We start from the raw sequence: 22287 nt of genomic DNA, 5'->3' as shown, positions 1-22287 counted from the left end.
GCTTCTGCCCCGCCCCGGCCCGCACGTCCCCGCCCACCCCTGCCGCCTTCCACCGCACCCTGCCGATCCTGCTTCTCCACAGGTCAGCCTACGACCGTGCCCCGCCCCCGGAGTCCGGGAGCGGGGCACGGGCCGGTGTACGAACCGGGGGACGGTCAGGCGGCGACCGAGACCGGCGCCTTCTCCGGCGCCGACTGCTGCGGCTCGTCCACCGGGGAGGAGGTGGCGTTGTCGTACGCGTCGTGGTCGAGGATCTTCTCGCGGGCCGAGACGATCACCGGGACGAGCGCCTGGCCCGCGACGTTCGTGGCCGTGCGCATCATGTCCAGGATCGGGTCGATCGCGAGGAGCAGGCCGACGCCCTCCATCGGGAGGCCGAGCGTGGACAGCGTCAGGGTCAGCATGACCGTGGCGCCGGTGAGACCGGCCGTGGCGGCCGAGCCGACCACCGAGACGAAGGCGATGAGCAGGTAGTCACCGACGGAGAGGTCGATGTCGAAGATCTGCGCGACGAAGATCGCGGCGATCGCCGGGTAGATCGCGGCGCAGCCGTCCATCTTGGTCGTGGCGCCGAACGGCACGGAGAAGGAGGCGTACTCCTTCGGGACACCGAGGCGCTCGGTGACCTTCTGGGTCAGCGGCATGGTGCCGACCGAGGAGCGGGAGACGAAGGCCAGCTGGATGGCGGGCCAGGCGCCCTTGAAGAACTGGACCGGGTTCAGCTTGGCGACGGTCGCGAGCAGCAGCGGGTAGACGCCGAAGAGGACCAGGGCGCAGCCCACGTAGATGTCGGCGGTGAACGTCGCGTACTTGCTGATCAGGTCCCAGCCGTAGGTGGCGATCGCGTAGCCGATGAGGCCGATGGTGCCGATCGGCGCCAGCTTGATGACCCACCACAGGGCCTTCTGGAGCAGCTCCAGGACCGACTCGGAGAGGGTGAGGATCGGCTTGGCCTTCTCGCCGATCTGGAGGATCGCGATACCGGCGACGACGGCCATGAAGACGATCTGCAGAACGTTCAGCTCGGTGAACGGCGTGATGACGTCGGTCGGGACGATGCCCGTCAGGAAGTCGATCCAGGAGCCCGCGTGGTCCGGCTTGGCGCCGTCCTTCGGGGTGAGTCCGGTGCCCGCGCCCGGGTTGGTGACCAGGCCGATGACGAGGCCGATGGCGACCGCGATCAGCGACGTGATCATGAACCAGAGCAGGGTGCGGGTCGCGAGCCGCGCCGCGTTGTTGACCTTGCGGAGGTTGGTGATGGACACCAGGATCGCGAAGAAGACGAGCGGGGCGACCGCCAGCTTCAGCAGCTGGATGAAGATGTGGCCGACCTTGTCGAGGGTCGTGACCAGCCACGATATGTCCTGGCTGCGGGCGAGCCAGCCGAGCAGCACACCGAGGACGAGGCCGCCCAGGATCTGCGCCCAGAACGGGATCTTCGGTATGCGGGAGCCGGACTTCGGCTCGGCCGGCGTGGCGTCGGCGGGGGTGGTGTTCGCGGACACGGAAGCACTCCAGTGATAACGCGCGGGGACAAGGCGGGGACGTACGTACGTACGGGAGCGGCGACCGTGAGATGAGGGATCAGGTCAGCGGCGCTCGCTGCGTCGGGGTCGGTCGCGTCAGGCGCGACACGCCGCGGACACGCAGCGGCAGAGATCGACGTGCAGGCGCGCCACGAGCGGAACGCTCAGGGCTGTGCGGTGCGCGGCTGCTGTCTTCATGACAAGCACGTTAACACCAGTGCTTTGAGAACATCAAAGGGCTTCTTTGGGGAATAGAGGGCACCCGTGGATTGAAAAGCCGCAAATGCCTTGAAAACACAGGCGCCCCCGCCACCTGTGCGGTGGCGGGGGCGTCTGCTGTGCTACGCGATGTGAGCCGAATTACGCGTTGTGGGCGCGGGCGGCGTCGTCCGCCTCGTCCTCCATGGAGCGGTTGGCCTCCATGTTCGCCTTGGCGCGGTCCACGCGGGCGACGATCTTCTCGGAGGCCCGGTCGCGCTCGCCGCGCAGCAGCACGAAGCTGAGGGGCGCGGAGATGACCAGGGCGAGCAGTGCGACCCACAGGTAGTTGGAGCCGCCCAGGCCGCGCGGAACGATGCCGGTGGCGACGAGACCCCAGACGACGAGGAAGCAGCCCGCGAAGATTCCGAGGCGCATCAGCGTGTAGCGGAGCATCTCAATCCACTCTTCCGTTGCGATCCGTTGCGAAATGGTCCCCCCAGTGAAGCACGCGCCCGGGGCATCCTGTTGAGCGGTCCCGCCTGTAATGGTTACTGTCCAGTCATGACGCTTACTTTCACGCTGGATCCCGCCGTGGACCAAGCGCTGCGCGACGAGGTGCTGACCCTGTGGACCGACGTGTCGAACGCCGGTGGAGCCGTCGGCTTCGTCCCGCCCGTCACCCGCGACGCCGTCCGGCCCGAGCTGGAGCGGCGCCTCACCGAGATCGCCGGGGGCCGCACCCGCCTCCTCGTCGGCCGCGACGAGCACGGCACCGTGGCGGCCACGGCGTTCCTCGCGTACAACCCGCACCGCCTGATGAAGCACCATCTCTGGCTCTACGTGGTGATGGTCCGCCCCGCCCTGCAAGGCCAGGGGCAGGGCCGCGCCCTCATGACGGCGGCCGAGGAAACGGCCCGCACCTTCGACGGGATCGAGGCGCTGCGCCTGACCTGCCGGGGCGGCACGGGCGCGGACCGCTTCTACGCGGCGTGCGGCTACAAGGAGGTCGGCCGGATCCCGGGCGCCATCCGGGTCGCCCCGGGGGACGACCGGGACGACGTCCACATGATGCTGCCGCTGTACTGAACCCGGGCAGCCTCAGACGCGCATCGGCTGCGGCTCGTCGCGGCGGGCCGGGTCCGGGCCGTCGTACTCGCGGATGATCTCGTACCGCGTGTTGCGCTCGACCGGCTTGAACCCGGCGTCACGGATGAGGTCGAGCAGGTCCTCGCGGGTCAGCTTGGACGGCGTGCCGTAGTTGTCCGCGTCGTGCGTGATCTTGTACTCGACGACCGAGCCGTCCATGTCGTCCGCGCCGTGCTGCAGCGCGAGCTGCGTGGTGTGCAGGCCGTGCATGACCCAGAAGCACTTCACGTGCGGCACGTTGTCGAACAGCAGGCGGGAGACCGCGAAGGTCTTCAGCGCCTCCGCGCCCGTCGCCATCGTGGTGCGCTCCTGGAGACGGTTCCTGACCTTGCCGTCCTTCATGTCGACGAAATCGTGCTGGTAGCGCAGCGGGATGAAGACCTGGAAGCCGCCGGTCTCGTCCTGCAGCTCGCGCAGCCGGAGCACGTGGTCGACGCGGTGGCGGGGCTCCTCGATGTGCCCGTAGAGCATCGTCGAGGGCGTCTTGAGGCCCTTCTCGTGCGCCAGGCGGTGGATGCGCGACCAGTCCTCCCAGTGGGTGTCGTGGTCGACGATGTGCTGCCGGATCTCCCAGTCGAAGATCTCCGCGCCGCCGCCGGTCAGCGACTCCAGGCCCGCCTCGATCAGCTCGTCGAGGATCTCGGAGGCGGTGAGCCCCGAGATCTTCTCGAAGTGGTGGATCTCGGTGGCCGTGAACGCCTTCAGGCCGACGTTCGGCAGCGCCTCCTTGAGGGCCTTCAGGGAGCGCGGGTAGTAGCGCCACGGCAGGTTCGGGTGCAGGCCGTTGACGATGTGCAGCTCGGTGAGGTTCTCCGACTCCATCGCCTTGGCGAGCCCCACCGCCTCCTCGATGCGCATCGTGTACGCGTCCTTCTCGCCCGGCTTGCGCTGGAACGAGCAGTAGGCGCACGAGGCGGTGCACACATTGGTCATGTTGAGGTGCCGGTTGACGTTGAAGTGCACCACGTCGCCGTTCTTGCGCGTGCGCACCTCGTGGGCCAGACCGCCGAGCCAGGCCAGGTCGTCCGACTCGTACAGCGCGATGCCGTCCTCGCGGGACAGCCGCTCACCGTCCCTGACCTTCTGCTCCAGCTCGCGCTTGAGCCCTGCGTCCATGCCCGTACCTCTCCTCACCAACGACCCTTCGACCCTTGTGACCGCCTTTGGCCCCGAGTCCGCTCCACCGTACGCCCAGCCTCCGACAGCGCCGCGCTCACACCTCTTCGGGCAGCTCCCCGACCCGGTTCTCCCACTTCGTGGAGAGCACGATGGTGGTCCGGGTGCGGGAGACGCCCTTGGTGCCGCTGAGGCGGCGGATCGTCTTCTCCAGGCCGTCCACATCACCGACGCGCACCTTGAGCATGTACGAGTCGTCGCCCGCGATGAACCAGCAGTCCTCGATCTCGTGCAGGTCCTTGAGGCGGTGGGCCACGTCCTCGTGGTCGGCGGCGTCCGAGAGCGAGATGCCGATGAGGGCGGTCACGCCGAGGCCGAGCGAGGCGGAGTCGACGGTCGCCCGGTAGCCGGTGATCACACCCGCCGCCTCCAGGCGGTTGATGCGGTCCGTGACGCTCGGCCCCGACAGGCCGACGAGACGGCCCAACTCCGCATACGAGGCGCGGCCGTTCTCGCGCAGGGCCTGGATGAGCTGCCTGTCCACGGCGTCCATAAATCCAAAGCCTTTCATTGTTCAGCGTTGACGCGAGCTTACGTACAGGAACCAAGGCGTACGGGGATAACGCCTGCAATAACTGAAGCCGAGAGGGTGCGCCGCTACGACTGACGCGAGCCTCCCCCCAGCTCACCCTCCCAGCGGCGGTACAGCGTGTGCGGCACCCCTGCCGCGTCGAGCGCCCGGCCCGCGACGAAGTCCACCAGATCCTGGATGTGCGTCGCGCCCGCGTAGAACGCCGGGGACGCCGGCAGCACGATCGCGCCCGCCTCGTCGAGCGTCACGAGGTGCTTGAGAGTCTGCCCGTTCAGCGGCGTCTCCCGGACCGCGACGACCAGCCTGCGGCCCTCCTTGAGCGTCACGCTCGCCGCGCGCTGCAACAGGTCCTTCGACAGGCCGAGCGCCACACCGGCGACGCACGCCGTCGAGGCAGGCACGATGATCATGCCCTTGACCTGGTACGAGCCCGAGGACGGGCCCGCAGCGAGATCACCGGCCGGCCAGTACCGCACGGCGCCGGTGTCGAGGCCGCCGAACGTGTCCGGCTTGCCGTCCGCGCCCCGCGCCAGCCACTGCGCGAGGTCCTCGCGCCAGTGCGCGTCCCGGAACGCGATGCCCGTCTCGTCGAGCAGGGTGAGCCGCGAGGCGCGCGAGACGACCAGATCCACGGCCTCGCCCGCATCAATGAGCGCACGCAGCACAGCGGCGGCGTACGGGGTTCCGGATGCGCCGGACACCCCGACCACCCAGGGCCTGCGGCTCGGTGCGTTAACGTGCTCCACACCACGAGCCTATCCGGCGCCCCTTCAGGGGAACTTGAGCAGGGGCCGTGGGCGTTCCTTCACCGGGGGGTGGGGCCGAGATGACGGACAGCACCAGCCGTACGGGTGGCGGTGTACGCGGCACGGGCACGGGCCGTGCGCTGGCCGCCGGCAAGTTCATGGTCGGGTGGGTCGCCCTGCTGTGGCTCATCGAGATCGTCGACACGGCGTCGGGGCACGCCCTCGACCGCTTCGGCATCCAGCCGCGCGACCCCGCCGAGCTGGTCGACGTCGTCCCGGCGTCCTTCATCCACTTCGGCTTCGACCACGTCGCGGCGAACTCGATACCGCTGCTCGTCCTCGGCTTCGTCGCCGCGCTCTCCGGGATGCGCCGCTTCCTCCTCGCCAGCGCCCTGATCGTCGTCGCGGACGGGCTCGGGGTGTGGCTGGTCGCCCCCGCCCACTCGAACACGGCGGGCGCGTCGGGGCTGATCTTCGGGCTGTTCGGCTTCGTCGTGCTCAGCGGCTTCGTCGAGCGCAGGCCGCTCGGCATCGTCGTCGGCGTCCTCATAGCCGCGTACTGGGGCACGACGATCCTGGCGGGCCTCTCCCCGACCAACGAGGGCGTGAGCTGGCAGGGCCATCTGATCGGCCTGATGGCGGGCGTGGCGGCGGCGTTCGTCGTGCGCCGCCCACCACAGCGTCAGCTCCGGGCCTGACCCGCCTCTCCCGCCTGCGGCGCCCCGGGGTCGACGGGGAACCGCTCGGTGGCGACCCTCAGCTTCCCGAGGGGCGAATCGACCATGACCTCGGCCCCGTACGGGAGGGTGTCGCGGCCCCGGTAGCCGTCCGGCCCGGGGTTCCACATGGTCACGCAGTGGCCCTTGAGCGGGTCGAAGATCAAGTAGTGGGCGATGCCCCGGGAGGCGTACCAGCGGGCCTTGATCTCGTAGTCCCGTTTGACGCTGCCCTTCGCGACGACCTCGACCACGAGCTCCACGAGGTCCGGTGCGTAGGCGCTCTCGTTCTTCGCCACGTCCGGCGCGGGGATGACCGCCAGGTCCGGGCAGAACTCGTTCTCGTCATCGAAGACGAACGCGATGTCACTGGTGAAGTCCCACTCGGGCCCCAGCTGGGCTTCCAGGGCGTTCCAGACCAGGCGAATGGTCTTCCCATGGTGCGGCTTGACCGGACCCATCATGATGTTGCCCTCGACGATCTCCATGCGATAGCCGGGGAACATGTCCTCGAACCGGCTGAGCTGCGAGTGCAGGCGGTCGCTGTCCGCGATGGTCACGGTGGCCTCCCTGAGTCCTGCTCCCGATGGTAGGCCGCACCCTACGGAAGCGTGCGGCCGCAGGTGATCCGTTCGCTACGGCTTCACCCTTGAGGCGTCGGTCGCGAACCGCCGGGGCCTCACACCGTGAGGCCGCGCACCAGCAGGTCGAGGAGGGCGCACACGAAGAGCGCGATGCCGATGAAGCCGTTGACCTGGAAGAACGCTCGGTTCAGGCGGGACAGGTCGTGCGGCTTCACGATCGTGTGCTCGTAGAGGAACGCGCCCGCGACGATCACGAGCCCGACCCAGAAGAAGATGCCGGCACCCGTGGTGAGCGCGTACCAGACGAACAGGGCCGTGACCACGGCGTGGCAGACGCGGGCGCCCCGGATGGCCGCCGGGATGCCGAAGCGGGCCGGGACCGACATGACGCCGACCTCACGGTCCGTCTCCACGTCCTGGCACGCGTAGATCAGGTCGAAGCCGCCGATCCAGATGCCGACCGCGAGACCGAGGATCACCGCGTCCCACGACCAGGAGCCGGTGATCGCGATCCACGCGCCGATCGGGCCGATCGCCTGCGCGAGCCCGAGGATGGCCTGCGGGAAGTTCGTGAACCGCTTGCCGTACGGGTAGACGATCATCGGGACGACGGCGAGGGGCGCGAGCGCCAGGCAGAGCGGGTTCAGGAGCGCGGCCGAGGCGAGGAAGATCACCAGCGCGATCAGGGCGCCGGTCCACGCCGACTTCACCGACACCGCGCCCGTGACGAGTTCACGGTGCTTGGTGCGCGGGTTGCGGGCGTCGATCTCGCGGTCGATGATCCGGTTCGCCGCCATCGCGAACGTCCGCAGGCCCACCATGCAGATGGTGACCAGGAGCAGCCGGCCCCAGTGGATGTTCTTGTCCCACTCGAACATCGCGGTCAGCGCCGCGATATAGGCGAAGGGCAGGGCGAACACCGAGTGCTCGATCATCACCAGGCGCAGGAACGCCTTGGTGCGCCCCGGCTGCTGCGGCAGGATTCCTTCAGCGGCGCTCACTAGAGTCCGTACTCCTTCCAGCGGCGGTCCACCAGGGCCGCCGTTCGGGGGTCCGAGACGACCATCTCGGGCCAGCCCCCGTCGCGTGTGTACCCCTCCTCGGGCCACTTCTTCGTCGCGTCGATACCCGCCTTGCCGCCCCAGAACTGCTGGTAGGAGGCGTGGTCGAGGTGGTCGACCGGACCTTCGACGACGGTGAGGTCGCGCGCGTAGTCGGTGTTGCCGAGCGCGCGCCACGAGACCTCGTGCAGGTCGTGGACGTCGCAGTCGGAGTCGACGACGACGATCAGCTTGGTCAGCGACATCATGTGCGCGCCCCAGATGGCATGCATGACCTTCTGGGCGTGCTTGGGGTACTTCTTGTCGATCGAGACGATCGCGCAGTTGTGGAAGCCGCCGGACTCCGGCAGGTGGTAGTCGACGATGTCGGGGACGATGACCTTGAGGAGCGGCAGGAAGAACCGCTCCGTGGCGCGGCCGAGCGGCCCGTCCTCGGTCGGCGGGCGGCCGACGACGATCGACTGGAGCAGCGGGCGCCTGCGCATGGTGACGCAGTCGATCGTCAGCGCGGGGAACGGTTCCTGCGGGGTGTAGAACCCCGTGTGGTCGCCGAACGGGCCCTCGGGCAGCATCTCGCCCGGCTCCAGCCAGCCCTCCAGGACGACCTCGGCGTTGGCAGGCACCTGGAGCGGGACCGTCTTGCAGTCGACCATCTCCACGCGCTTGCCCTGGAGGAACCCGGCCAGCATGTACTCGTCCATGTCGCCCGGCAGCGGCGCCGTGGAGGCGTACGTGACGGCGGGCGGGCAGCCGAAGGCGATGGCGACGGGCAGCTTCTCGCCCTTGCGGGCGGCCACCTGGTAGTGGTTGCGGCTGTCCTTGTGGATCTGCCAGTGCATGCCGATGGTGCGCTTGTCGTGGCGCTGGAGGCGGTACAGGCCCAGGTTGCGCACGCCGGACTCGGGGTCCTTGGTGTGGGTCAGGCCCAGGTTGAAGAAGGAGCCGCCGTCCTCGGGCCAGGTGAAGAGGGCGGGCAGCTTCTCCAGGTCGACGTCGTCCCCGCGCAGGACGACCTCCTGCACGGGTGCGTCCTTGACCTTGCGCGGCGGTACGTGGGTCATCGCGCCGAGCTTGCCGAACGCCTCCCGGACGCCGACGAAGCCGTGCGGCAGCTCGGGCTTGAGCAGGCCGCCGATCTTGTCGCTGATCTCGCTGTACGCCTTCAGGCCCAGCGCCTTCAGGAGCCGCCGGTCGGTGCCGTACACGTTCATCGCGAGGGGCATCGCCGAGCCCTTCACGTTCTCAAACAGCAGGGCCGGGCCGCCGGACTTCTGCACGCGGTCGACGATCTCACCGACCTCCAGGTACGGATCGACCTCAGCCTTGATGCGCTTGAGGTCACCCTCGCGCTCCAGCGCCCGGAGCAGGGAGCGAAGATCGTCATAAGCCATGCCATCCAGTTTGTCATCCCTGATGGCGGATCTTGCCGGGGGCCGGGCACCCGCGGGCCGGGGCGGGTCAGCGCTCGGCGCGGGCCAGCTCCGCGGCGTGGGCGCGCAGGGCGAGGGCGACGGCCCCGGCGGTGCACAGCGAGGCGCCGACGGCCGCGAGCGGGGCGCCGATCAGCAGGGCGGTCATGGGGGCGGGCCAGTCCCGCTCCTCCGCGCACAGGGCGGCCTTGCGCCGGACCACCTCGTCGCTCGCGCCGCCGGTGTCGTACACACCGGCCCGGTCCGCGACCGCGGGCCCGGAACAGTCGACGCTCCAGACCTTGGTCTCGTACGGCGCGAACATCTGGTAGGCGGCGTACCCCCAGCAGATGCCGGCCGCGACGAGCAGGCCGATGCCCCATGCCTTCTGCCGTTCGGCCCGGATCCGGAACCGGTCCTCGATCACCGCCGGATGCTGCGCCCCCGTCATGAATCCCCCTGTCCCGCCCCACGGTCGCCCACGGGGAGTTCTCCCGCCACGTCCGCCAGACGCTACCCTGAGCCCGCTTTCACGCACCCAGCACTTTCGCCACATCCCCGGGGGGACCGCGTCTCATGCTCAGGTATCTGCCCTTTCTTCTGGTCCTGGCGCTGTGGATCTACGCCTTCATCGACTGTCTGAACACCCCGGAGGAGGAGGTGCGCGGGCTGCCGAAGGTGGTGTGGGTCATCATCATCCTGCTCTTCGGCGAGGTCCTGGTCGGGCCGATCGCCTGGCTGGTCGCGGGCAAGCGGCGCCATGCCCCGGCCGGGGGTTCGACGCCGTCGCAGTGGCACCGCAACCACCGCACCCGGTTCGTCGCGCCGGACGACAACCCGGACTTCCTGAACTCCCTGAAGGAGGAGAACAAGAAGGACGAGGCGCTCCTCAAGGACTGGGAGGCGGACCTGCGCCGCCGCGAGGAGGAGCTGAAGCGCCGCGAGAAGGAAAAGGAACAGGGCGAGGGCTGACGCCCCGGCCCGCGTCCTCCTCGCCCTCGCCCTCGGTCAGAGTCTGGTCCAGTGCTGGGACGACGCGTCGTCGCAGGAGGCCGTCGTCACGCCGCCCGCGAAACCGCCCGGGGTGAGGCAGCCGCCGGTCTTCGTGCTGAGGAGCGATCCGCCGGAGCCCCAGTTCCATACGATGCCGAGGCCCGAGCAGCCCGCCACGGTCACGTTCTGCCCGTCGTAGGCGTTGGTCAGGCACATGTCGGTCGCCGCATTGTGGAGCATGAAGCTGCCGCCATTGCTGAGCAGCTTCCAGGTCGCGTCGGCGGCCGAGCAGCTGCCCATGCCGACGCTGGGCCCCGAGGTGCGGACCATGCAGGTGCCGGTGGAGGCGTTGCGCAGCTGGTAGGAGCCCGAGGTGGGCGGCGCGGAGCCGCCCGAACCGGAGCCGCCGTCGGAGCCGGACCCGGCACCGCCCTGCGAGCCGCCGGTGCCGCCCGTGCCGCTGGTGCCGCCAGGAGCGGCGGTTCCGGACCCGGCCGAGGCGCCACCGCCCTGTCCCCCGGCGGCCGGTGCCTCCGCCGCCTTCGACTGCCGGGCGTGTGCCGCCTGGTCGGGCGCTGCCGACCGCGCGGCCTCCTCCGCGTCCGCCGCCTTGTCCGCCTCGTTCGCCTTGTCAGCCTTCTCCGTTTTCCTGGGCTTCTTCGAAGCGCGGGCCGAGGTGCCGCTCGGGCTCGCCGCCGACGGGGCGGGGGCGCTGACCCGCGGGGCCGGTGAGCCGCCCGCCGCGTGATCGTCCCCGGCGTCGTACGGCAGGTTCCGGATCGCGAGCGTCGTCCCGGCGATCACCACGACGACGGGGACGACGGCCAGCAGCACCCTGGTCCGCCGCCGCAGGGGCCGCCGGGGCGCCCGCTCACCCTCACCGGAGCCACCGGAGCCACCGGAGTCCGCGCCGGACCCGCCGCCCCCGGAGGGCGTGCGCGCCGCGAACGCCCTCCGCTCGGCCAGCGCGCCCCGCACCAGGGCGGGCCACACCGGCGAGCCGGAAGTGGCCCGGTCGGCGGTGAGTTCGAGGAGTTCGGCGGCGGTCGGCCGCCCCTCCGGGTCCTTGTCCAGGCAGGTCGCGACGAGTTCGGCGAGGCCGTGGTCGCGTACGCGGACCGCTTCGAGGTCGGGCCGGTCGTGCACGATGCGGTAGAGCGGGCTGCCCTCGCCGTCGCCGTACGGCCATTGCCCGCAGGCCGCGAAGGCGATGAGCAGGCCGAGCGCGAACACGTCGGACGCGCCGGTCAGCCGCTGTTTCCCGGAGGCCTGTTCCGGAGACATGTACGCGGGCGTGCCGACGACGAGCCCGGTCCGGGTGAGCCGGCTCTGTTCGGCGGCGCGGGCGATCCCGAAGTCGATGAGGGTGACGCCGGTGGCGGTGAGCATGACGTTGGACGGTTTGAGGTCCCGGTGCACCATGTCCAGCGCGTGGACGGCGGCGAGCCCGGCGGCCGCCTCCCGCAGGAGCGACCACAGACCGGGCCCGTCGAGCGGTCCCCCGTGCCGCTCGACGGCCTCGGCCAGGGTGATCCCCGGCACGTACTCCGTGGCGAACCACGGCGGGTCGCCGTCCCGGTCGCCCGCGAGGAGCGGGGCCGTCGCCCCGGCGGGCAGCCGCGCGATGTTGTCGAGCTCGTGCCCGAAGCGGCGGACGAACCCCTGGTCCTCGGCGACGACCGACGCCAGCATCTGCTTGACCGCGGCCCAACGGCCGTGCACGACACCCAGGTAGACCCGGCCCATACCGCCGGCCCCGAGCCGCCCCACCAGGGGAAACCCCCCGATCACGCGGGGGTCCCGGTCGTGCAGCGGCTCGGCCCCGCTGCCCGTCAGGTCATGGGGACCCGACTGCGGCGCGGGCGGATTCGCTTCGTCGGACACACCGGCCAGTGTGGCGCAGACCACGGCGGAACTGGAGTGGCTTTCTAGAAAATCCCTATAGAAATCACGATCGGAACCCCGTGTTCTACCCTGACGTCACCATGAGCCCCAAGCAACAGCGCGGCGCGGAGACCGCCGACCGCCTCCTCGACTCCGCCCTGCGCCTCTACGCCGAGGCGGGCGAGCAGTCCATCACCGTCAGCGCTCTGACGAAGGCGAGCGGGGTCAGCCTCGGCAGCCTCTACCACCACTTCGGCAGCGTCGACGGGCTCATGGACGCGCTCCTGATGCGCTGGCTCGGCCGCCTCCTCGACGAGCTGGGTGCCGCCATGCGCACCGCCCGCACCGCCCGCACCGGCATCCGCGCGCTCGTCCGGGCCTATCTGCGGTTCGTCGGGGAGCACCCGGACGCGGCCCGGCTGCTGCACTCCTCGCGCGCCGACCAGCTGTCCATGGCGCAGGCCAGGCAGGTGCGGGACGCGCAGGAGGCCCGGCTCTCGCCGCTGACCGTGTGGATCCGGCGGCACATCGAGTCGGGCGAGATCGCGCCGCTGCCGGACGCGCTGATCGAGTCGCTGGTCCTGGGCCCCGTCGTCGGGGTCGCGCGCCGTCATCTCGCGGGGGTCGGTGACGTCGATCTCGCTCAGGCGGCGCGGGTCCTGCCGGACCGGATCTGGCGCTCGCTCACGCCCTGAGGCCGGTCGGGACGGGGGTCACGAGCGGACCGCGTACCGGTCCCGGAGGGACTGCCAGCGCTCCGGGGTCCACGCCCGCCACGCCTCGGGCGTCATCGGGGGGCCGTCGAGCGCGTCGAGCAGGCACAGGAAGTGGTCGTGCCAGTCGGCCAGGCAGTCCAGGCGCAGGGCGTCGTCACCGTCGAACTCGTTGGTGAAGCGCAGGGTGGTGCCCGGCTCCAGGTGGCAGCGGATACGGCCGTGCACGCCGCCGAGGGTGTACTCGACGACGCGCTCGACATCCCAGGCGGTGATCCGGCCCTGATGCGCGCCGCCCCCGTTGAGCCAGCGCAGCGTGACGGCGCCGCCGAGCCGGGGCTCCAGTACGTCGGCCGCCGCCAGCCACCCTTCGAGCCCTTCCGGGGTGGCGACCGCCCGCCACACCTGTTCGACGGGGTGCGACAGGCGCAGGGTGAAGAACAGGGTGTGGACGGTGCCGTCGGTGCGGCTGATACCGGCAGGGACGGCGTTCTCGGGGCTCTCCGCGGACTCGGTCATGAGTCCAGCTTGCCGGGATGGCCCCTCAGACGCCCGCGTACGAGTGCTTGCCGGTGACGAAGATGTTCACGCCGTAGTAGTTGAACAGCCAGCAGCCGAAGGCGACCAGCGCCAGGTAGGCGGCCTTGCGGCCCTTCCAGCCGGCGGTCGCGCGGGCGTGCAGGTACGCGGCGTACGCCACCCACGTGATGAAGGACCAGGTCTCCTTGGGGTCCCAGCCCCAGTAGCGGCCCCACGCGTCACCGGCCCAGATCGCGCCCGCGATGATCGTGAACGTCCACAGCGGGAAGACCGCCGCGTTGATCCGGTAGGAGAACTTGTCCAGGGACTGCGAGGCGGGCAGCCGCTCCATGACCGAGGTCGCGAACTTGCCCGGCTGACCGCCGTTCGCGAGCTTGTTCTCGTAGGAGTCCTTGAACAGGTACAGGATCGTGCCGACCGCGCCGACGTAGAACACCGCGCCGCAGAAGATCGCCGTGGAGACGTGGATGTACAGCCAGTACGAGTGCAGCGCGGGAACCAGCTGGTCGCTGGCGGTGTACAGGACGGTGACGGCCAGGCCCAGGTCGAGCAGGACCGTGGTGACCAGCGGCAGACCCAGCCAGCGGACGTTCTTCCTCAGCGCGAGGAGCGTCAGGTACACGCCGACGGCGACGGTGGAGAAGGTGATGTTGAACTCGTACATGTTGCCCCACGGCGCGCGCTGCACCGACAGGGCCCGGGTGACGACCCCGGCCAGCTCGACGAGGAACGCCAGCGCGGTGAGCGAGATGGCGATGCGCCCGTAGAGGTCGCCCTGCTCGTCGCCGCCGGAGGCGCCGGGCCCGTCGGGCACGTCGCGCGAGCCCGCGGCGGCCCGGGTGACGACCTGCGGCCGCTCCAGGACCGCGGTCGCGCCGTTCTTCTGCTTGACCTGGACCTGCACCGCGGCGGCGGCGGTGGTGTCGGCGGCCTGCGCCTCGCCGGTCAGCGCCGCGGCGGTACGGCCGACCTTGCTGCGGCTGCCGAAGATCCACTCGGCCATGTTGGCGAAGAACGCCAGCAGATACACGGCCATGGACGAGTAGATGAGGACGTTACTCGTGTGCGCCAGGGATTCGTTGGTTGCGGCGGCGAGAGTCACTTCTCAGCCCCTTCGGCGGGAACAGCGGCGGATGATGCGGGGGTGTCCTGGGTCCCGGTGGTCGCCGGGGCGTCGGGGGCGCTCGGCGCCTGGGTGTGCAGCCGGCCGACCAGGTCGCCCAGCTCCTCGGGGAGTTTCGCGGACTCGCTGCGGCCGAGGCCCGCCATCTCGACGACGGTGACCCCGTCGGGGCCCTCGACGGCGCGGACCCAGACCCGGCGGCGCTGGATGAACAGGGAGCCGGCCAGACCGAAGATGGCGACGATGGCGCCACCGAGCGCCCAGCCCTGCGCGGGCTGGTGGGAGATCTGGAAGGTCACCCACTCCTTGATGTCCTTGTCGAAGGTGATGGAGCCCGCCCCGTTCGGCAGCTTCATCGTCTCCCCCGGCAGCAGACGGGTCTTCAGCGCCTCGCCCTTGGAGTCCTTGAACTCCTTCATGTGGGAGGTGTCGAGCTGGTACACGTTCTGCGGCAGTCCGGCGTCCACGCCGAGGTCGCCGTGCATCGCGTTGAGCGCGAGGACGGGGAAGTCGAGGGCTGGGAACTGGGAGAACATCGTGCCCTTGCCCGCGCCCGCGAAGGTCGGCACGAACCAGGCGCTGAAGCCGAGCTGCTCCTTCTTCCCCTTGGCGTCGCGGTAGCCGTCCATCACCTTGATGGCGCCCTGCGAGGAGATGTTGGAGTCGATCGGCAGCATCGGCACGGCCTGCTGCGAGACGACCTTGCCCTTGCCGTCGCGGACGGTGACGTTCACGGCGTAGCCGTGACCGTTGAGGAAGATCTTGGTGCCGTCGATCTCCAGCGGGTGGTTGGACTCGATGGCGGTCTTCCGCACCTTGCCGTCGGCGCCCTGGCTGTAGCTGACGTTCGCCCGGAAGGTGCGCGGGGTGCCCTTCTCGGGGCCGGTGCGCGCGTAGGTCGCGGTGAACTTGTCGAGGGTGAAGTTGAACGGCGAGAGGTCGCGGTCACTGTCGAACAGGTTGCCGGACTTGAAGTCGTCGTACTGCGGCAGCACGTTGGAGAAGCCGTCGCCCTCGACGACGAGCTTGCCGCCCTCGAACTTGAACAGCTGGCCCCAGGCGAACGCGACCAGCATGACGATCAGCGCCATGTGGAACGCCAGGTTGCCGACCTCGCGCAGATAGCCCTTCTCGGCGGCGACGGCGGTTCCGGCGACGTGCGAGCGGAAGCGGCGCTTCTTCAGGAGCGCGAGCGCGGCGGCGCGCACCTGCTCCGGGTCGCTCCCGGTGCGCCAGGTCGCGTACGCGGGCAGCCGGTCCAGGCGCCTCGGCGCACCCGGCGGGCGGCCGCGCAGCTGGCCGACGAACTGCCAGGTGCGGGGCACGATGCAGCCGATGAGCGAGATGAACAGCAGGATGTAGATCGCGGAGAACCACACCGAGCTGTAGACGTGGAAGAGGCCGAGCTTCTCGTAGAGCGGCCCGAGCGTGGTGTGGGCCTTCTGGAAGTCGCTGACCTTCAGCGGGTCGGTGCCGGACTGCGGGATCAGCGAGCCGGGGATGGCGCCGAGCGACAGCAGGAACAGCAGGATCAGCGCGACCCGCATCGAGGTGAGCTGGCGCCAGAACCAGCGGACCCAGCCGACGACACCCAGCTTGGGAAGGTTCGGGGCCCGGTCCTCGAGCGGCGCGGTGGACAGCTGGGAGCCGGCCTCCTGCTCGGTGCTCTCCGCACTCGCCGTGCTCTCAGGGGTTCGCGTCTTGCTCATAGTTCAGATTCCCACCTGGAAGCCGGTGGACCAGGTCCGCATCTGCCCGACGAGGCTGTCCCAAGCGCCGGTGAGCAGGAGGATTCCGGTCAGGATCATCATGATGCCGCCGATGCGCAGCACCCATGTGTAGTGCTTCTTGACCCAGCCGAAGGCGCCGAGTGCCTTGCGGAAGGCGATCGCGGCGAGGACGAAGGGGACGCCGAGGCCGAGGCAGTAGGCGACGGTCAGTATGGCCCCGCGTCCGGCGCTGCCCTGGTCCTGGGAGAGGAACAGCACCGAGCCGAGGGTCGGGCCGATGCACGGGGTCCAGCCGATGCCGAACAGGGCGCCGAGCAGCGGGGCGCCCAGCAGACCGGCGGCGGGCTTCTTGTGGATGCGGAACTCGCGCTGCGTCATCCACGGCATCAGCCCCATGAAGAACACGCCCATGAGGATCATGCAGCCGCCGAGCACCTTGTTCAGGACGCCCTGATACTCCTGCAGCGTCTGCCCGAAGTAGCCGAACAGCGCTCCGCCCGAGACGAAGACGGCGGTGAAGCCGAGGACGAACAGGCCGGCCCCGGCCGCCATCCGGCCCCGCCGCTGCTCCATCAGGTCGGTGCCGGTCACACCGGTGACGTAGGAGAGGTAGCCGGGCACGAGCGGGAGCACGCAGGGGGAGAAGAAGGAGACCAGGCCGCCGAGGAGAGCCACGGGGATGGCGAGGAGCAGCGCGCCGCTCAGAATCGTGCTGTTCTGGCTGTCATACGCGGCGAGGGTGACGAGCGTGGGGGACACCGTCGCTCACTTCTCCGCGACGACCGGGTCGAGCATCTTGCGCAGGCTCTCCTCGCTCAGCGGCTTCAGGGAGCGCGCGGCGATCTTGCCGTCCCGGTCCACGACGATGGTGGACGGGATGGCCTGCGGGTTGAGCGTGCCCTTCTCGAAGGTGAGGAGCAGCTTGCCCGTCGGGTCGTAGTAGCTGGGGTACGTGACGTCGAAGCTCTTCTCGAACTCCTTGGCCGGGCTGGTGCTGGTGTCCCGCGTGTTGATGCCGAGGAACTGCACGCCCTGCTTCTCGGTGTCCTCGGCGACCTTGACGAAGTTGGGCGCTTCGGCGCGGCAGGGCGGGCACCAGGAGCCCCAGACGTTGAGGACGACGACCTTGCCCTTGTAGTCGGCGAGCTTGAGGGCCTTGCCCTCCAGGTCCTCGCCCTTCAGGTCGGGGGCGTCGTGCCGCTCGCCCTTCTTGACGGTGGAGATGCCGCCGGAGCTGGTCACGAAGTTGGTGTTGTTGCCGCCACCGGAGGTGCCGCCGGAGCCGCACGCGGTCAGCGCGAGGGCCGCGACGGCGGCGCCTACGGTCAGTCTGGCGGCGCGGCGCGAGGTCGCGGGGGTGCGCGGGGTGCGGCGGGCGGCACTCATGTGAAAAGTTTCGCATGTCTGTTTAGGGGATCTTCCGCACCCCCCTCATGGACGGAAAAGCCCATTTCAGGCGGTGTTTTCCGACGGATTCGCAGTCCCCTTGCCGGCAGCCTCCGCGAGGAACGTCCGCCAGCCTTCGGCGGGCTGCTGCCCGACGTCGAGCGTGCGGAGTTTCGCGAGTACCGCCGGGTCCTGCGCGTCCATCCAGTCGACATACTGCCGGAAGGAGACGAGGCGTACGTCGCTGTGCTTGTCGGCAGTCGCGGCGATGTGCTTGAGCGCTTCCTCGACGGCGTCCATGTAGATGCCGCCGTTCCACTCCTCGAAGTGGTTGCCTATGAAGAACGGCGCGCGGTTCGTCTCGTAGGCCCGCTCGAAGCCGGATATGTAGGCCTGGGCGGCCTGCTTGCGCCAGCCCGGGTAGTTGTGGGCGGGCGCCTTGGTGGAGTTCAGGGACTGGTTGGCCAGCATGTTGTAGTCCATCGACAGGACCTCGAAGCTGTGCCCGGGGAACGGGACGGCCTGGAGCGGCAGGTCCCAGACGCCGTTCTTCTTGTCGGGCCAGCGCTGGCGGCCGCCGGGCGAGGAGGCGTCGTAGCGCCAGCCGAGCTCGCGGGCGGTGGGCAGCAGGTTGTCCTGGCCGAGCAGGCAGGGCGTGCGGCCGCCGACCAGCTCCTTGTCGTAGTCGAACGGGAGCGGGGGCTCGTCGCGCCAGCCCGTGTTGGTCCGCCACTGCTTGACGAAGGACGTGGCCTGGTCGATCTCGCTGCGCCACTGCTGCGGCGTCCAGTTCGCCACGGTGCCGGAGCCGGTGCAGAAGTGGCCGTTGAAGTGGGTGCCGATCTCGTGCCCGTCGAGCCAGGCCTGGCGGACGTGGGTGAGCGTCGCCTTGATGTGCTCGTCGGTGAGGTAACCGATGTCGGAGGCGCCGACCGGATTGTTCGGCCCGTGGTAGAGCCGCTTCTTCGACTCGGGCAGCAGGTACAGGCCCGACAGGAAGAACGTCATGTGCGCGCCGTGGTCCTTGGCGAGCTTGAGGAAGCGCGGGAAGAGCCCGTTGCCCACCTCGCCCGCGCCGTCCCAGGAGAAGACCACGAACTGCGGCGGCTTCTGCCCCGGTGCGAGCCGCTCGGGCGCGGCGGGCTGGTGCGGCTGCTTCCCGGTGTACGCGGTCGAGCCGTCCCCGATCGGCTTCGCGGCCGGGCGCTTCGGCCCCTGCGTGGTTCCGGAGTGGCCGCCGGGCGAGACGGTCGGGGCCTTGCCCGAGCCGCCGGATCCGCACCCGGCGAGCGCCACCGCGGTCGCTGCCCCGGCCCCCAGACCGAGAAGTCCCCTACGGCTGACATCGCGCATAACGTCCTCATTCGTCGCACTGTGCACCCATTCATGGCGGGCACACAGTTAGAGGGCTCGACGAAGACGCGGGTTCCGACAAGTCGTAGGTATTTGCGGGGTTTTGTGAGGATATGGCGAAGGCCGCCGCCATCCGACGGCGGCCCGTGCCGCGCAGGTCAGGGCTCTCGTGCCGCGCAGGTCCGGGCTCCCGTGCCGCACAGGTCAGAGCCGAACCACCCAGCCCGCTCTCAGGCGCCGAACGCCTTGCCGCCGCCCTGAGGGGGCTTGGCGCCCTTCTTGCCGCCGGCCAGCAGATGGGCCGGGACGAGGTCGCGCGCGGGCTCGGTGTAACCGACCGACACGATCTTGTCACCCTGGTACGTGAACGTGGTCAGCGAGGCCAGCGTGCACTGCCGCTTGCGCGGGTCGTGCCACAGGCGCCGCTTCTCGACGAAGCTGCGCACCGTCCAGATCGGCAACTGGTGGCTGACGCAGACCGCCTCGTGGCCGCGGGCCGCGTCCTTGGCGGCGTCGAGCGCGCCCATCATCCGCACGACCTGCTCGACGTAGGGCTCGCCCCACGACGGCTTGAACGGGTTGACCAGGTGCTTCCAGTTGTCCGGGTTGCGCAGGGCGCCGTCCCCGACGCCGAACGTCTTGCCCTGGAACACGTTGCCCGCCTCGATGAGGCGCTCGTCGCTGCCCAGGTCGAGGCCGTGCGCCTTGGCGATCGGCGTCGCCGTCTCCTGCGCCCGCTCCAGCGGGGAGGCGATCACGTGCGTGATGTCACGGGAGGACAGGTGCTCGGCGACCCGGTCGGCCATCTGGCGGCCCAGCTCGGAGAGGTGGTAGTCGGGCAGCCGCCCGTACAGGATCCCCTCGGGGTTCTCCACCTCGCCGTGGCGCATGAGGTGGACGACGGTGATGTCGTCGTCGCTCTTCGGAGCCGTGTTCTTCGTGCTGTCGCTCATGCCGTGGCCTCCGCGGCCGCGCGGGCGGCAGCCGGGAGCGCGGCGGCGATGCGCTCGACCGCCCGCTCGTCATGGGCGGTCGAGACGAACCAGGACTCGAACGCCGAGGGCGGCAGGTAGACGCCCTGCTCCAGCATCGAGTGGAAGAAGGCGGTGAAGCGGAAGGACTCCTGGGCCTTGGCGCCCTCGTAGTCCCGGACCTCGTTCTCGGTGAAGAAGACGGAGAACATGTTGGAGGCGTTCTGCACGCGGTGCGCGACGCCCTCCTTGGTGAACGCCTCGGTGACGAGCGCCCGCAGCTGCTCGCTGACCCCGTCGACCTTCGCGTACGCGGCGTCGTCGAGGAGCCGCAGCTGGGCGACGCCCGCGGCGGTGGCGACCGGGTTCCCCGACAGCGTGCCCGCCTGGTAGACCGGGCCCGCCGGCGCGAGGTGGGCCATGACGTCGGCGCGGCCGCCGAACGCGGCGGCGGGGAAGCCGCCGCCCATCACCTTGCCGAACGTCATCAGGTCCGGCACGACGCCGTCGACGCCGAACCAGCCGGCCTTCGACGTACGGAAGCCGGTCATGACCTCGTCGGAGATGTAGAGCGCGCCGTTCTCCTGGCAGACCGCCTTGAGCCCGGCGTTGAAGCCGTCGAGCGGCGGGACGACGCCCATGTTGCCCGGCGACGCCTCGGTGATCACGCAGGCGATCTCGCCGGGGTGCGCGGCGAACGCCTCGCGCACGGCCTCCAGGTCGTTGTACGGCAGCACGATCGTGTCGACGGCCTGGGCGCCGGTCACGCCCGGGGTGTCCGGCAGGGCGAACGTGGCGACGCCGGACCCGGCGGCGGCGAGCAGCGCGTCCACGTGCCCGTGGTAGCACCCGGCGAACTTGATCACCTTGGCGCGGCCGGTGAAGCCGCGGGCGAGGCGGATCGCGGACATGGTCGCCTCGGTGCCCGAGGAGACGAGCCGCACCTGCTCGACCGGCGCGATCCGCTCGACGATCGCCTCGGCCAGCTCGACCTCGCCCGCACCCGGCGTGCCGAAGGAGGTGCCGCGGGCGACGGCCTCCTGGACGGCCGCGATGACCTCGGGGTGGGCGTGGCCGAGGATCATCGGCCCCCACGAGCACACGAGGTCCACGTACTCGCGGCCGTCGGCGTCCGTCAGATACGGACCGGTACCGGACACCATGAAACGGGGCGTACCGCCCACGGCTCGGAACGCGCGCACGGGCGAGTTCACGCCACCGGGCGTGACCACGGCCGCACGGTCGAAGAGCCCCTGCGAAACGGGTGCCTCATAGGGATAGGGGGTGTTGTTCGCCTCTGCCATGCCTCTCAGCGTACGGCCCGCTTCCCCGGCCCCCCGCGCGCGGCTCCCGGGCGCCCTAGACTCGGGCTGTCGGGGCGCTGTACCGCTTCTGTACGGCGGACGGGGCCGGCCGCTCGCGCAGTTGTTTCCCTCGGACGTTTCGGCGGGTGACCGTGGGGGAGGTCACTGACACGATGATCGGGTTGCGCGTCGGCGGTCGCGCGGCCTAGAAAAGGGCCTTGCGCCCTGAGAACAGCAGTCGGGTGGAGATATGCATCGCGGTGGCGGCGGACTGGGCGAGGGGACCGACGACCTGGGCCCCCGGCGTGCCCGGCGCGGGAGGCACCGGCGCGAGGGCCACGACGAGACGGTGGCACGGGTCCAGAGAGCGACAGGCGGCGGGGACAGCGGGAATGGTGGCCGGGTGGGGGTGACGTACAAGTACTTCGGCGCGCCCGACGGCGCGACGGCGGCCCGCGTTCCGATCTCCATGCGTCCCGAGGAGCTCGGCGGTGACGAGCTGGGCATGGGCGGCATGTTCACGAAGATCAAGCCGGAGACGATGGCCGCGATGGTCCTCACCGGCATCGAGGGCATACCCCTGCACAAGGTGCCGCCCCTCGAACTGGTCGTGCTGCACCCGGACTACGCGGTGGTGAAGCTGCCGATGACGGTCGTCGACCCGTTGCGCGGAGTGGGCGAGGAGGCCGTCGGCGCGGCGGCGTTCATCTGGTCGACGGTCCCGGACCGCGGCGGGCCGCGGGACGCGTTCAACGTGTACCAGCTGCTCCACGAATGGCAGGACTTCAGCCACCGGCTGCACGACGCGGGCCATCAGGCGTACTGCCTGGTGTGGCCCTGAGCAGGCAGTACTGCCTGGTGTGGCCCTGACCGAGCAGTACTGCCCGGTCAGGCCCTGACAGCACCGATCACCGCACCGGCGGCCCCGCCTCGATCCGGCGCAGCACCGCCTCGTACGAGTCGACCGTGCCTGCTTGTCCTGCACGACGTGGTCCCGGAGGAACAGGCCGTCCCAGCCGCCTGTTCGGCGGCGACCGCGGTCCGGGCGACCGTGTGGGAACGCCCCGTACACCCGGGCGTGGCGCCGCCCCGCCGACGGCCCGTCCCCTGATCGGGCGACCGCCAATGGGCTTTTTACCCGGGCCTGCCCCGGTCTCGACGAGCGGCTTACCCGGGCCGAGCAGACTGGGCCG

At 70.2% G+C, this 22287-nt stretch carries 23 protein-coding genes; 5 read left to right on the top strand and 18 right to left on the bottom strand.

Annotation, left to right across the window (positions count from 1 at the left end):
- Nucleotides 1–155: 155 nt before the first annotated feature.
- Complete coding sequence (locus C1N81_RS26695; RefSeq protein ID WP_394433241.1) at nucleotides 156–1505, bottom strand: dicarboxylate/amino acid:cation symporter; 1350 nt, start codon at nucleotides 1503–1505, stop codon at nucleotides 156–158.
- 381 nt (nucleotides 1506–1886) lie between these two features.
- Nucleotides 1887–2180: a DUF4229 domain-containing protein gene (locus C1N81_RS26690; protein ID WP_394433239.1), complete on the bottom strand. Its 294-nt coding sequence runs from the start codon at nucleotides 2178–2180 to the stop codon at nucleotides 1887–1889.
- A 108-nt stretch (nucleotides 2181–2288) separates the two neighbouring features.
- Here C1N81_RS26690 and C1N81_RS26685 point away from each other — a divergent pair, with 108 nt between their 5' ends.
- Nucleotides 2289–2813 carry a GNAT family N-acetyltransferase gene (locus tag C1N81_RS26685; RefSeq protein ID WP_394433237.1) on the top strand — a complete coding sequence of 175 codons (525 nt, stop codon included), beginning with the start codon at nucleotides 2289–2291 and terminating at the stop codon, nucleotides 2811–2813.
- A 12-nt stretch (nucleotides 2814–2825) separates the two neighbouring features.
- Here the strand turns inward: C1N81_RS26685 and mqnE are convergent, their stop codons facing one another.
- The 3 genes from mqnE to C1N81_RS26670 all read right to left on the bottom strand — a co-directional run bounded on the left by mqnE (nucleotide 2826) and on the right by C1N81_RS26670 (nucleotide 5327).
- A complete protein-coding gene (mqnE, locus tag C1N81_RS26680) occupies nucleotides 2826–3989 on the bottom strand; it encodes an aminofutalosine synthase MqnE (protein ID WP_394433235.1) in 1164 nt (387 codons plus the stop codon).
- A 97-nt stretch (nucleotides 3990–4086) separates the two neighbouring features.
- Entirely contained in the window at nucleotides 4087–4542 is a 456-nt protein-coding gene (locus C1N81_RS26675) for an Lrp/AsnC family transcriptional regulator (RefSeq protein WP_361073621.1), read from the bottom strand.
- 104 nt (nucleotides 4543–4646) lie between these two features.
- Nucleotides 4647–5327 carry a UbiX family flavin prenyltransferase gene (locus C1N81_RS26670; protein WP_394433233.1) on the bottom strand — a complete coding sequence of 227 codons (681 nt, stop codon included), beginning with the start codon at nucleotides 5325–5327 and terminating at the stop codon, nucleotides 4647–4649.
- Nucleotides 5328–5407: 80 nt separating this feature from the next.
- Between C1N81_RS26670 and C1N81_RS26665 the strand changes: the two genes are divergently transcribed.
- Nucleotides 5408–6025 carry a rhomboid family intramembrane serine protease gene (locus C1N81_RS26665; protein WP_394433231.1) on the top strand — a complete coding sequence of 206 codons (618 nt, stop codon included), beginning with the start codon at nucleotides 5408–5410 and terminating at the stop codon, nucleotides 6023–6025.
- On the opposite strand, the gene C1N81_RS26660 is transcribed toward C1N81_RS26665, so the two are convergent.
- From C1N81_RS26660 to C1N81_RS26645, 4 genes are all read right to left on the bottom strand, one after another.
- Nucleotides 6010–6603, bottom strand: a complete 594-nt coding sequence (locus tag C1N81_RS26660; protein WP_394433229.1) for a Uma2 family endonuclease — start codon at nucleotides 6601–6603, stop codon at nucleotides 6010–6012. The two genes, C1N81_RS26665 and C1N81_RS26660, sit on opposite strands and share 16 nt — an antisense overlap.
- A gap of 119 nt (nucleotides 6604–6722) precedes the next feature.
- The gene (mqnP, locus tag C1N81_RS26655) at nucleotides 6723–7628 is read right to left on the bottom strand and encodes a menaquinone biosynthesis prenyltransferase MqnP (protein WP_394433227.1); all 906 of its coding nucleotides are present in this window, start codon (nucleotides 7626–7628) and stop codon (nucleotides 6723–6725) included.
- The gene (locus C1N81_RS26650) at nucleotides 7628–9079 is read right to left on the bottom strand and encodes a menaquinone biosynthesis decarboxylase (RefSeq protein WP_394433225.1); all 1452 of its coding nucleotides are present in this window, start codon (nucleotides 9077–9079) and stop codon (nucleotides 7628–7630) included. The genes mqnP and C1N81_RS26650 overlap by 1 nt, the downstream gene beginning before the upstream one ends.
- Before the next feature lie 67 nt (nucleotides 9080–9146).
- On the bottom strand, nucleotides 9147–9548 hold the full coding sequence (locus tag C1N81_RS26645) for a hypothetical protein (RefSeq protein WP_394433223.1): 402 nt from the start codon (nucleotides 9546–9548) through the stop codon (nucleotides 9147–9149).
- A gap of 125 nt (nucleotides 9549–9673) precedes the next feature.
- Here C1N81_RS26645 and C1N81_RS26640 point away from each other — a divergent pair, with 125 nt between their 5' ends.
- On the top strand, nucleotides 9674–10069 hold the full coding sequence (locus C1N81_RS26640; RefSeq protein WP_394433221.1) for a PLD nuclease N-terminal domain-containing protein: 396 nt from the start codon (nucleotides 9674–9676) through the stop codon (nucleotides 10067–10069).
- Nucleotides 10070–10105: 36 nt separating this feature from the next.
- On the opposite strand, the gene C1N81_RS26635 is transcribed toward C1N81_RS26640, so the two are convergent.
- Nucleotides 10106–11974 (bottom strand): serine/threonine-protein kinase, encoded by a 1869-nt coding sequence (locus C1N81_RS26635; protein WP_394433219.1) that lies wholly within the window; start codon nucleotides 11972–11974, stop codon nucleotides 10106–10108.
- A 101-nt stretch (nucleotides 11975–12075) separates the two neighbouring features.
- On the opposite strand from C1N81_RS26635, the gene C1N81_RS26630 reads away from it, so the two are divergent.
- Nucleotides 12076–12669: a TetR/AcrR family transcriptional regulator gene (locus C1N81_RS26630; RefSeq protein WP_394433217.1), complete on the top strand. Its 594-nt coding sequence runs from the start codon at nucleotides 12076–12078 to the stop codon at nucleotides 12667–12669.
- An 18-nt stretch (nucleotides 12670–12687) separates the two neighbouring features.
- Here C1N81_RS26630 and C1N81_RS26625 read toward each other — a convergent pair whose 3' ends face one another.
- From C1N81_RS26625 to hemL, 8 genes are all read right to left on the bottom strand, one after another.
- On the bottom strand, nucleotides 12688–13206 hold the full coding sequence (locus C1N81_RS26625) for an SRPBCC family protein (protein ID WP_394433215.1): 519 nt from the start codon (nucleotides 13204–13206) through the stop codon (nucleotides 12688–12690).
- Between the two features lie 25 nt (nucleotides 13207–13231).
- Nucleotides 13232–14329 carry a c-type cytochrome biogenesis protein CcsB gene (gene ccsB, locus C1N81_RS26620; protein WP_394433213.1) on the bottom strand — a complete coding sequence of 366 codons (1098 nt, stop codon included), beginning with the start codon at nucleotides 14327–14329 and terminating at the stop codon, nucleotides 13232–13234.
- On the bottom strand, nucleotides 14326–16059 hold the full coding sequence (locus tag C1N81_RS26615; RefSeq protein ID WP_394433211.1) for a cytochrome c biogenesis protein ResB: 1734 nt from the start codon (nucleotides 16057–16059) through the stop codon (nucleotides 14326–14328). The genes ccsB and C1N81_RS26615 overlap by 4 nt, the downstream gene beginning before the upstream one ends.
- Before the next feature lie 3 nt (nucleotides 16060–16062).
- Nucleotides 16063–16839, bottom strand: a complete 777-nt coding sequence (locus C1N81_RS26610) for a cytochrome c biogenesis CcdA family protein (RefSeq protein ID WP_394433209.1) — start codon at nucleotides 16837–16839, stop codon at nucleotides 16063–16065.
- Nucleotides 16840–16845: 6 nt separating this feature from the next.
- On the bottom strand, nucleotides 16846–17466 hold the full coding sequence (locus C1N81_RS26605; RefSeq protein WP_394433207.1) for a TlpA family protein disulfide reductase: 621 nt from the start codon (nucleotides 17464–17466) through the stop codon (nucleotides 16846–16848).
- Nucleotides 17467–17532: 66 nt separating this feature from the next.
- Nucleotides 17533–18819: a polysaccharide deacetylase family protein gene (locus C1N81_RS26600; protein ID WP_394433206.1), complete on the bottom strand. Its 1287-nt coding sequence runs from the start codon at nucleotides 18817–18819 to the stop codon at nucleotides 17533–17535.
- Between the two features lie 230 nt (nucleotides 18820–19049).
- Nucleotides 19050–19772, bottom strand: a complete 723-nt coding sequence (locus C1N81_RS26595; RefSeq protein ID WP_394433204.1) for a histidine phosphatase family protein — start codon at nucleotides 19770–19772, stop codon at nucleotides 19050–19052.
- Nucleotides 19769–21094, bottom strand: coding sequence for a glutamate-1-semialdehyde 2,1-aminomutase (gene hemL / locus C1N81_RS26590; protein ID WP_394433202.1), 1326 nt, complete (start codon nucleotides 21092–21094; stop codon nucleotides 19769–19771). The genes C1N81_RS26595 and hemL overlap by 4 nt, the downstream gene beginning before the upstream one ends.
- Before the next feature lie 250 nt (nucleotides 21095–21344).
- On the opposite strand from hemL, the gene C1N81_RS26585 reads away from it, so the two are divergent.
- The gene (locus tag C1N81_RS26585) at nucleotides 21345–21935 is read left to right on the top strand and encodes a hypothetical protein (protein ID WP_394433200.1); all 591 of its coding nucleotides are present in this window, start codon (nucleotides 21345–21347) and stop codon (nucleotides 21933–21935) included.
- The last annotated feature ends 352 nt before the right edge of the window (nucleotides 21936–22287 follow it).

The sequence above is a fragment of the Streptomyces sp. SGAir0957 genome, from assembly GCF_043523415.1.
This window is presented reverse-complemented; position numbering and strand designations above follow the sequence as displayed.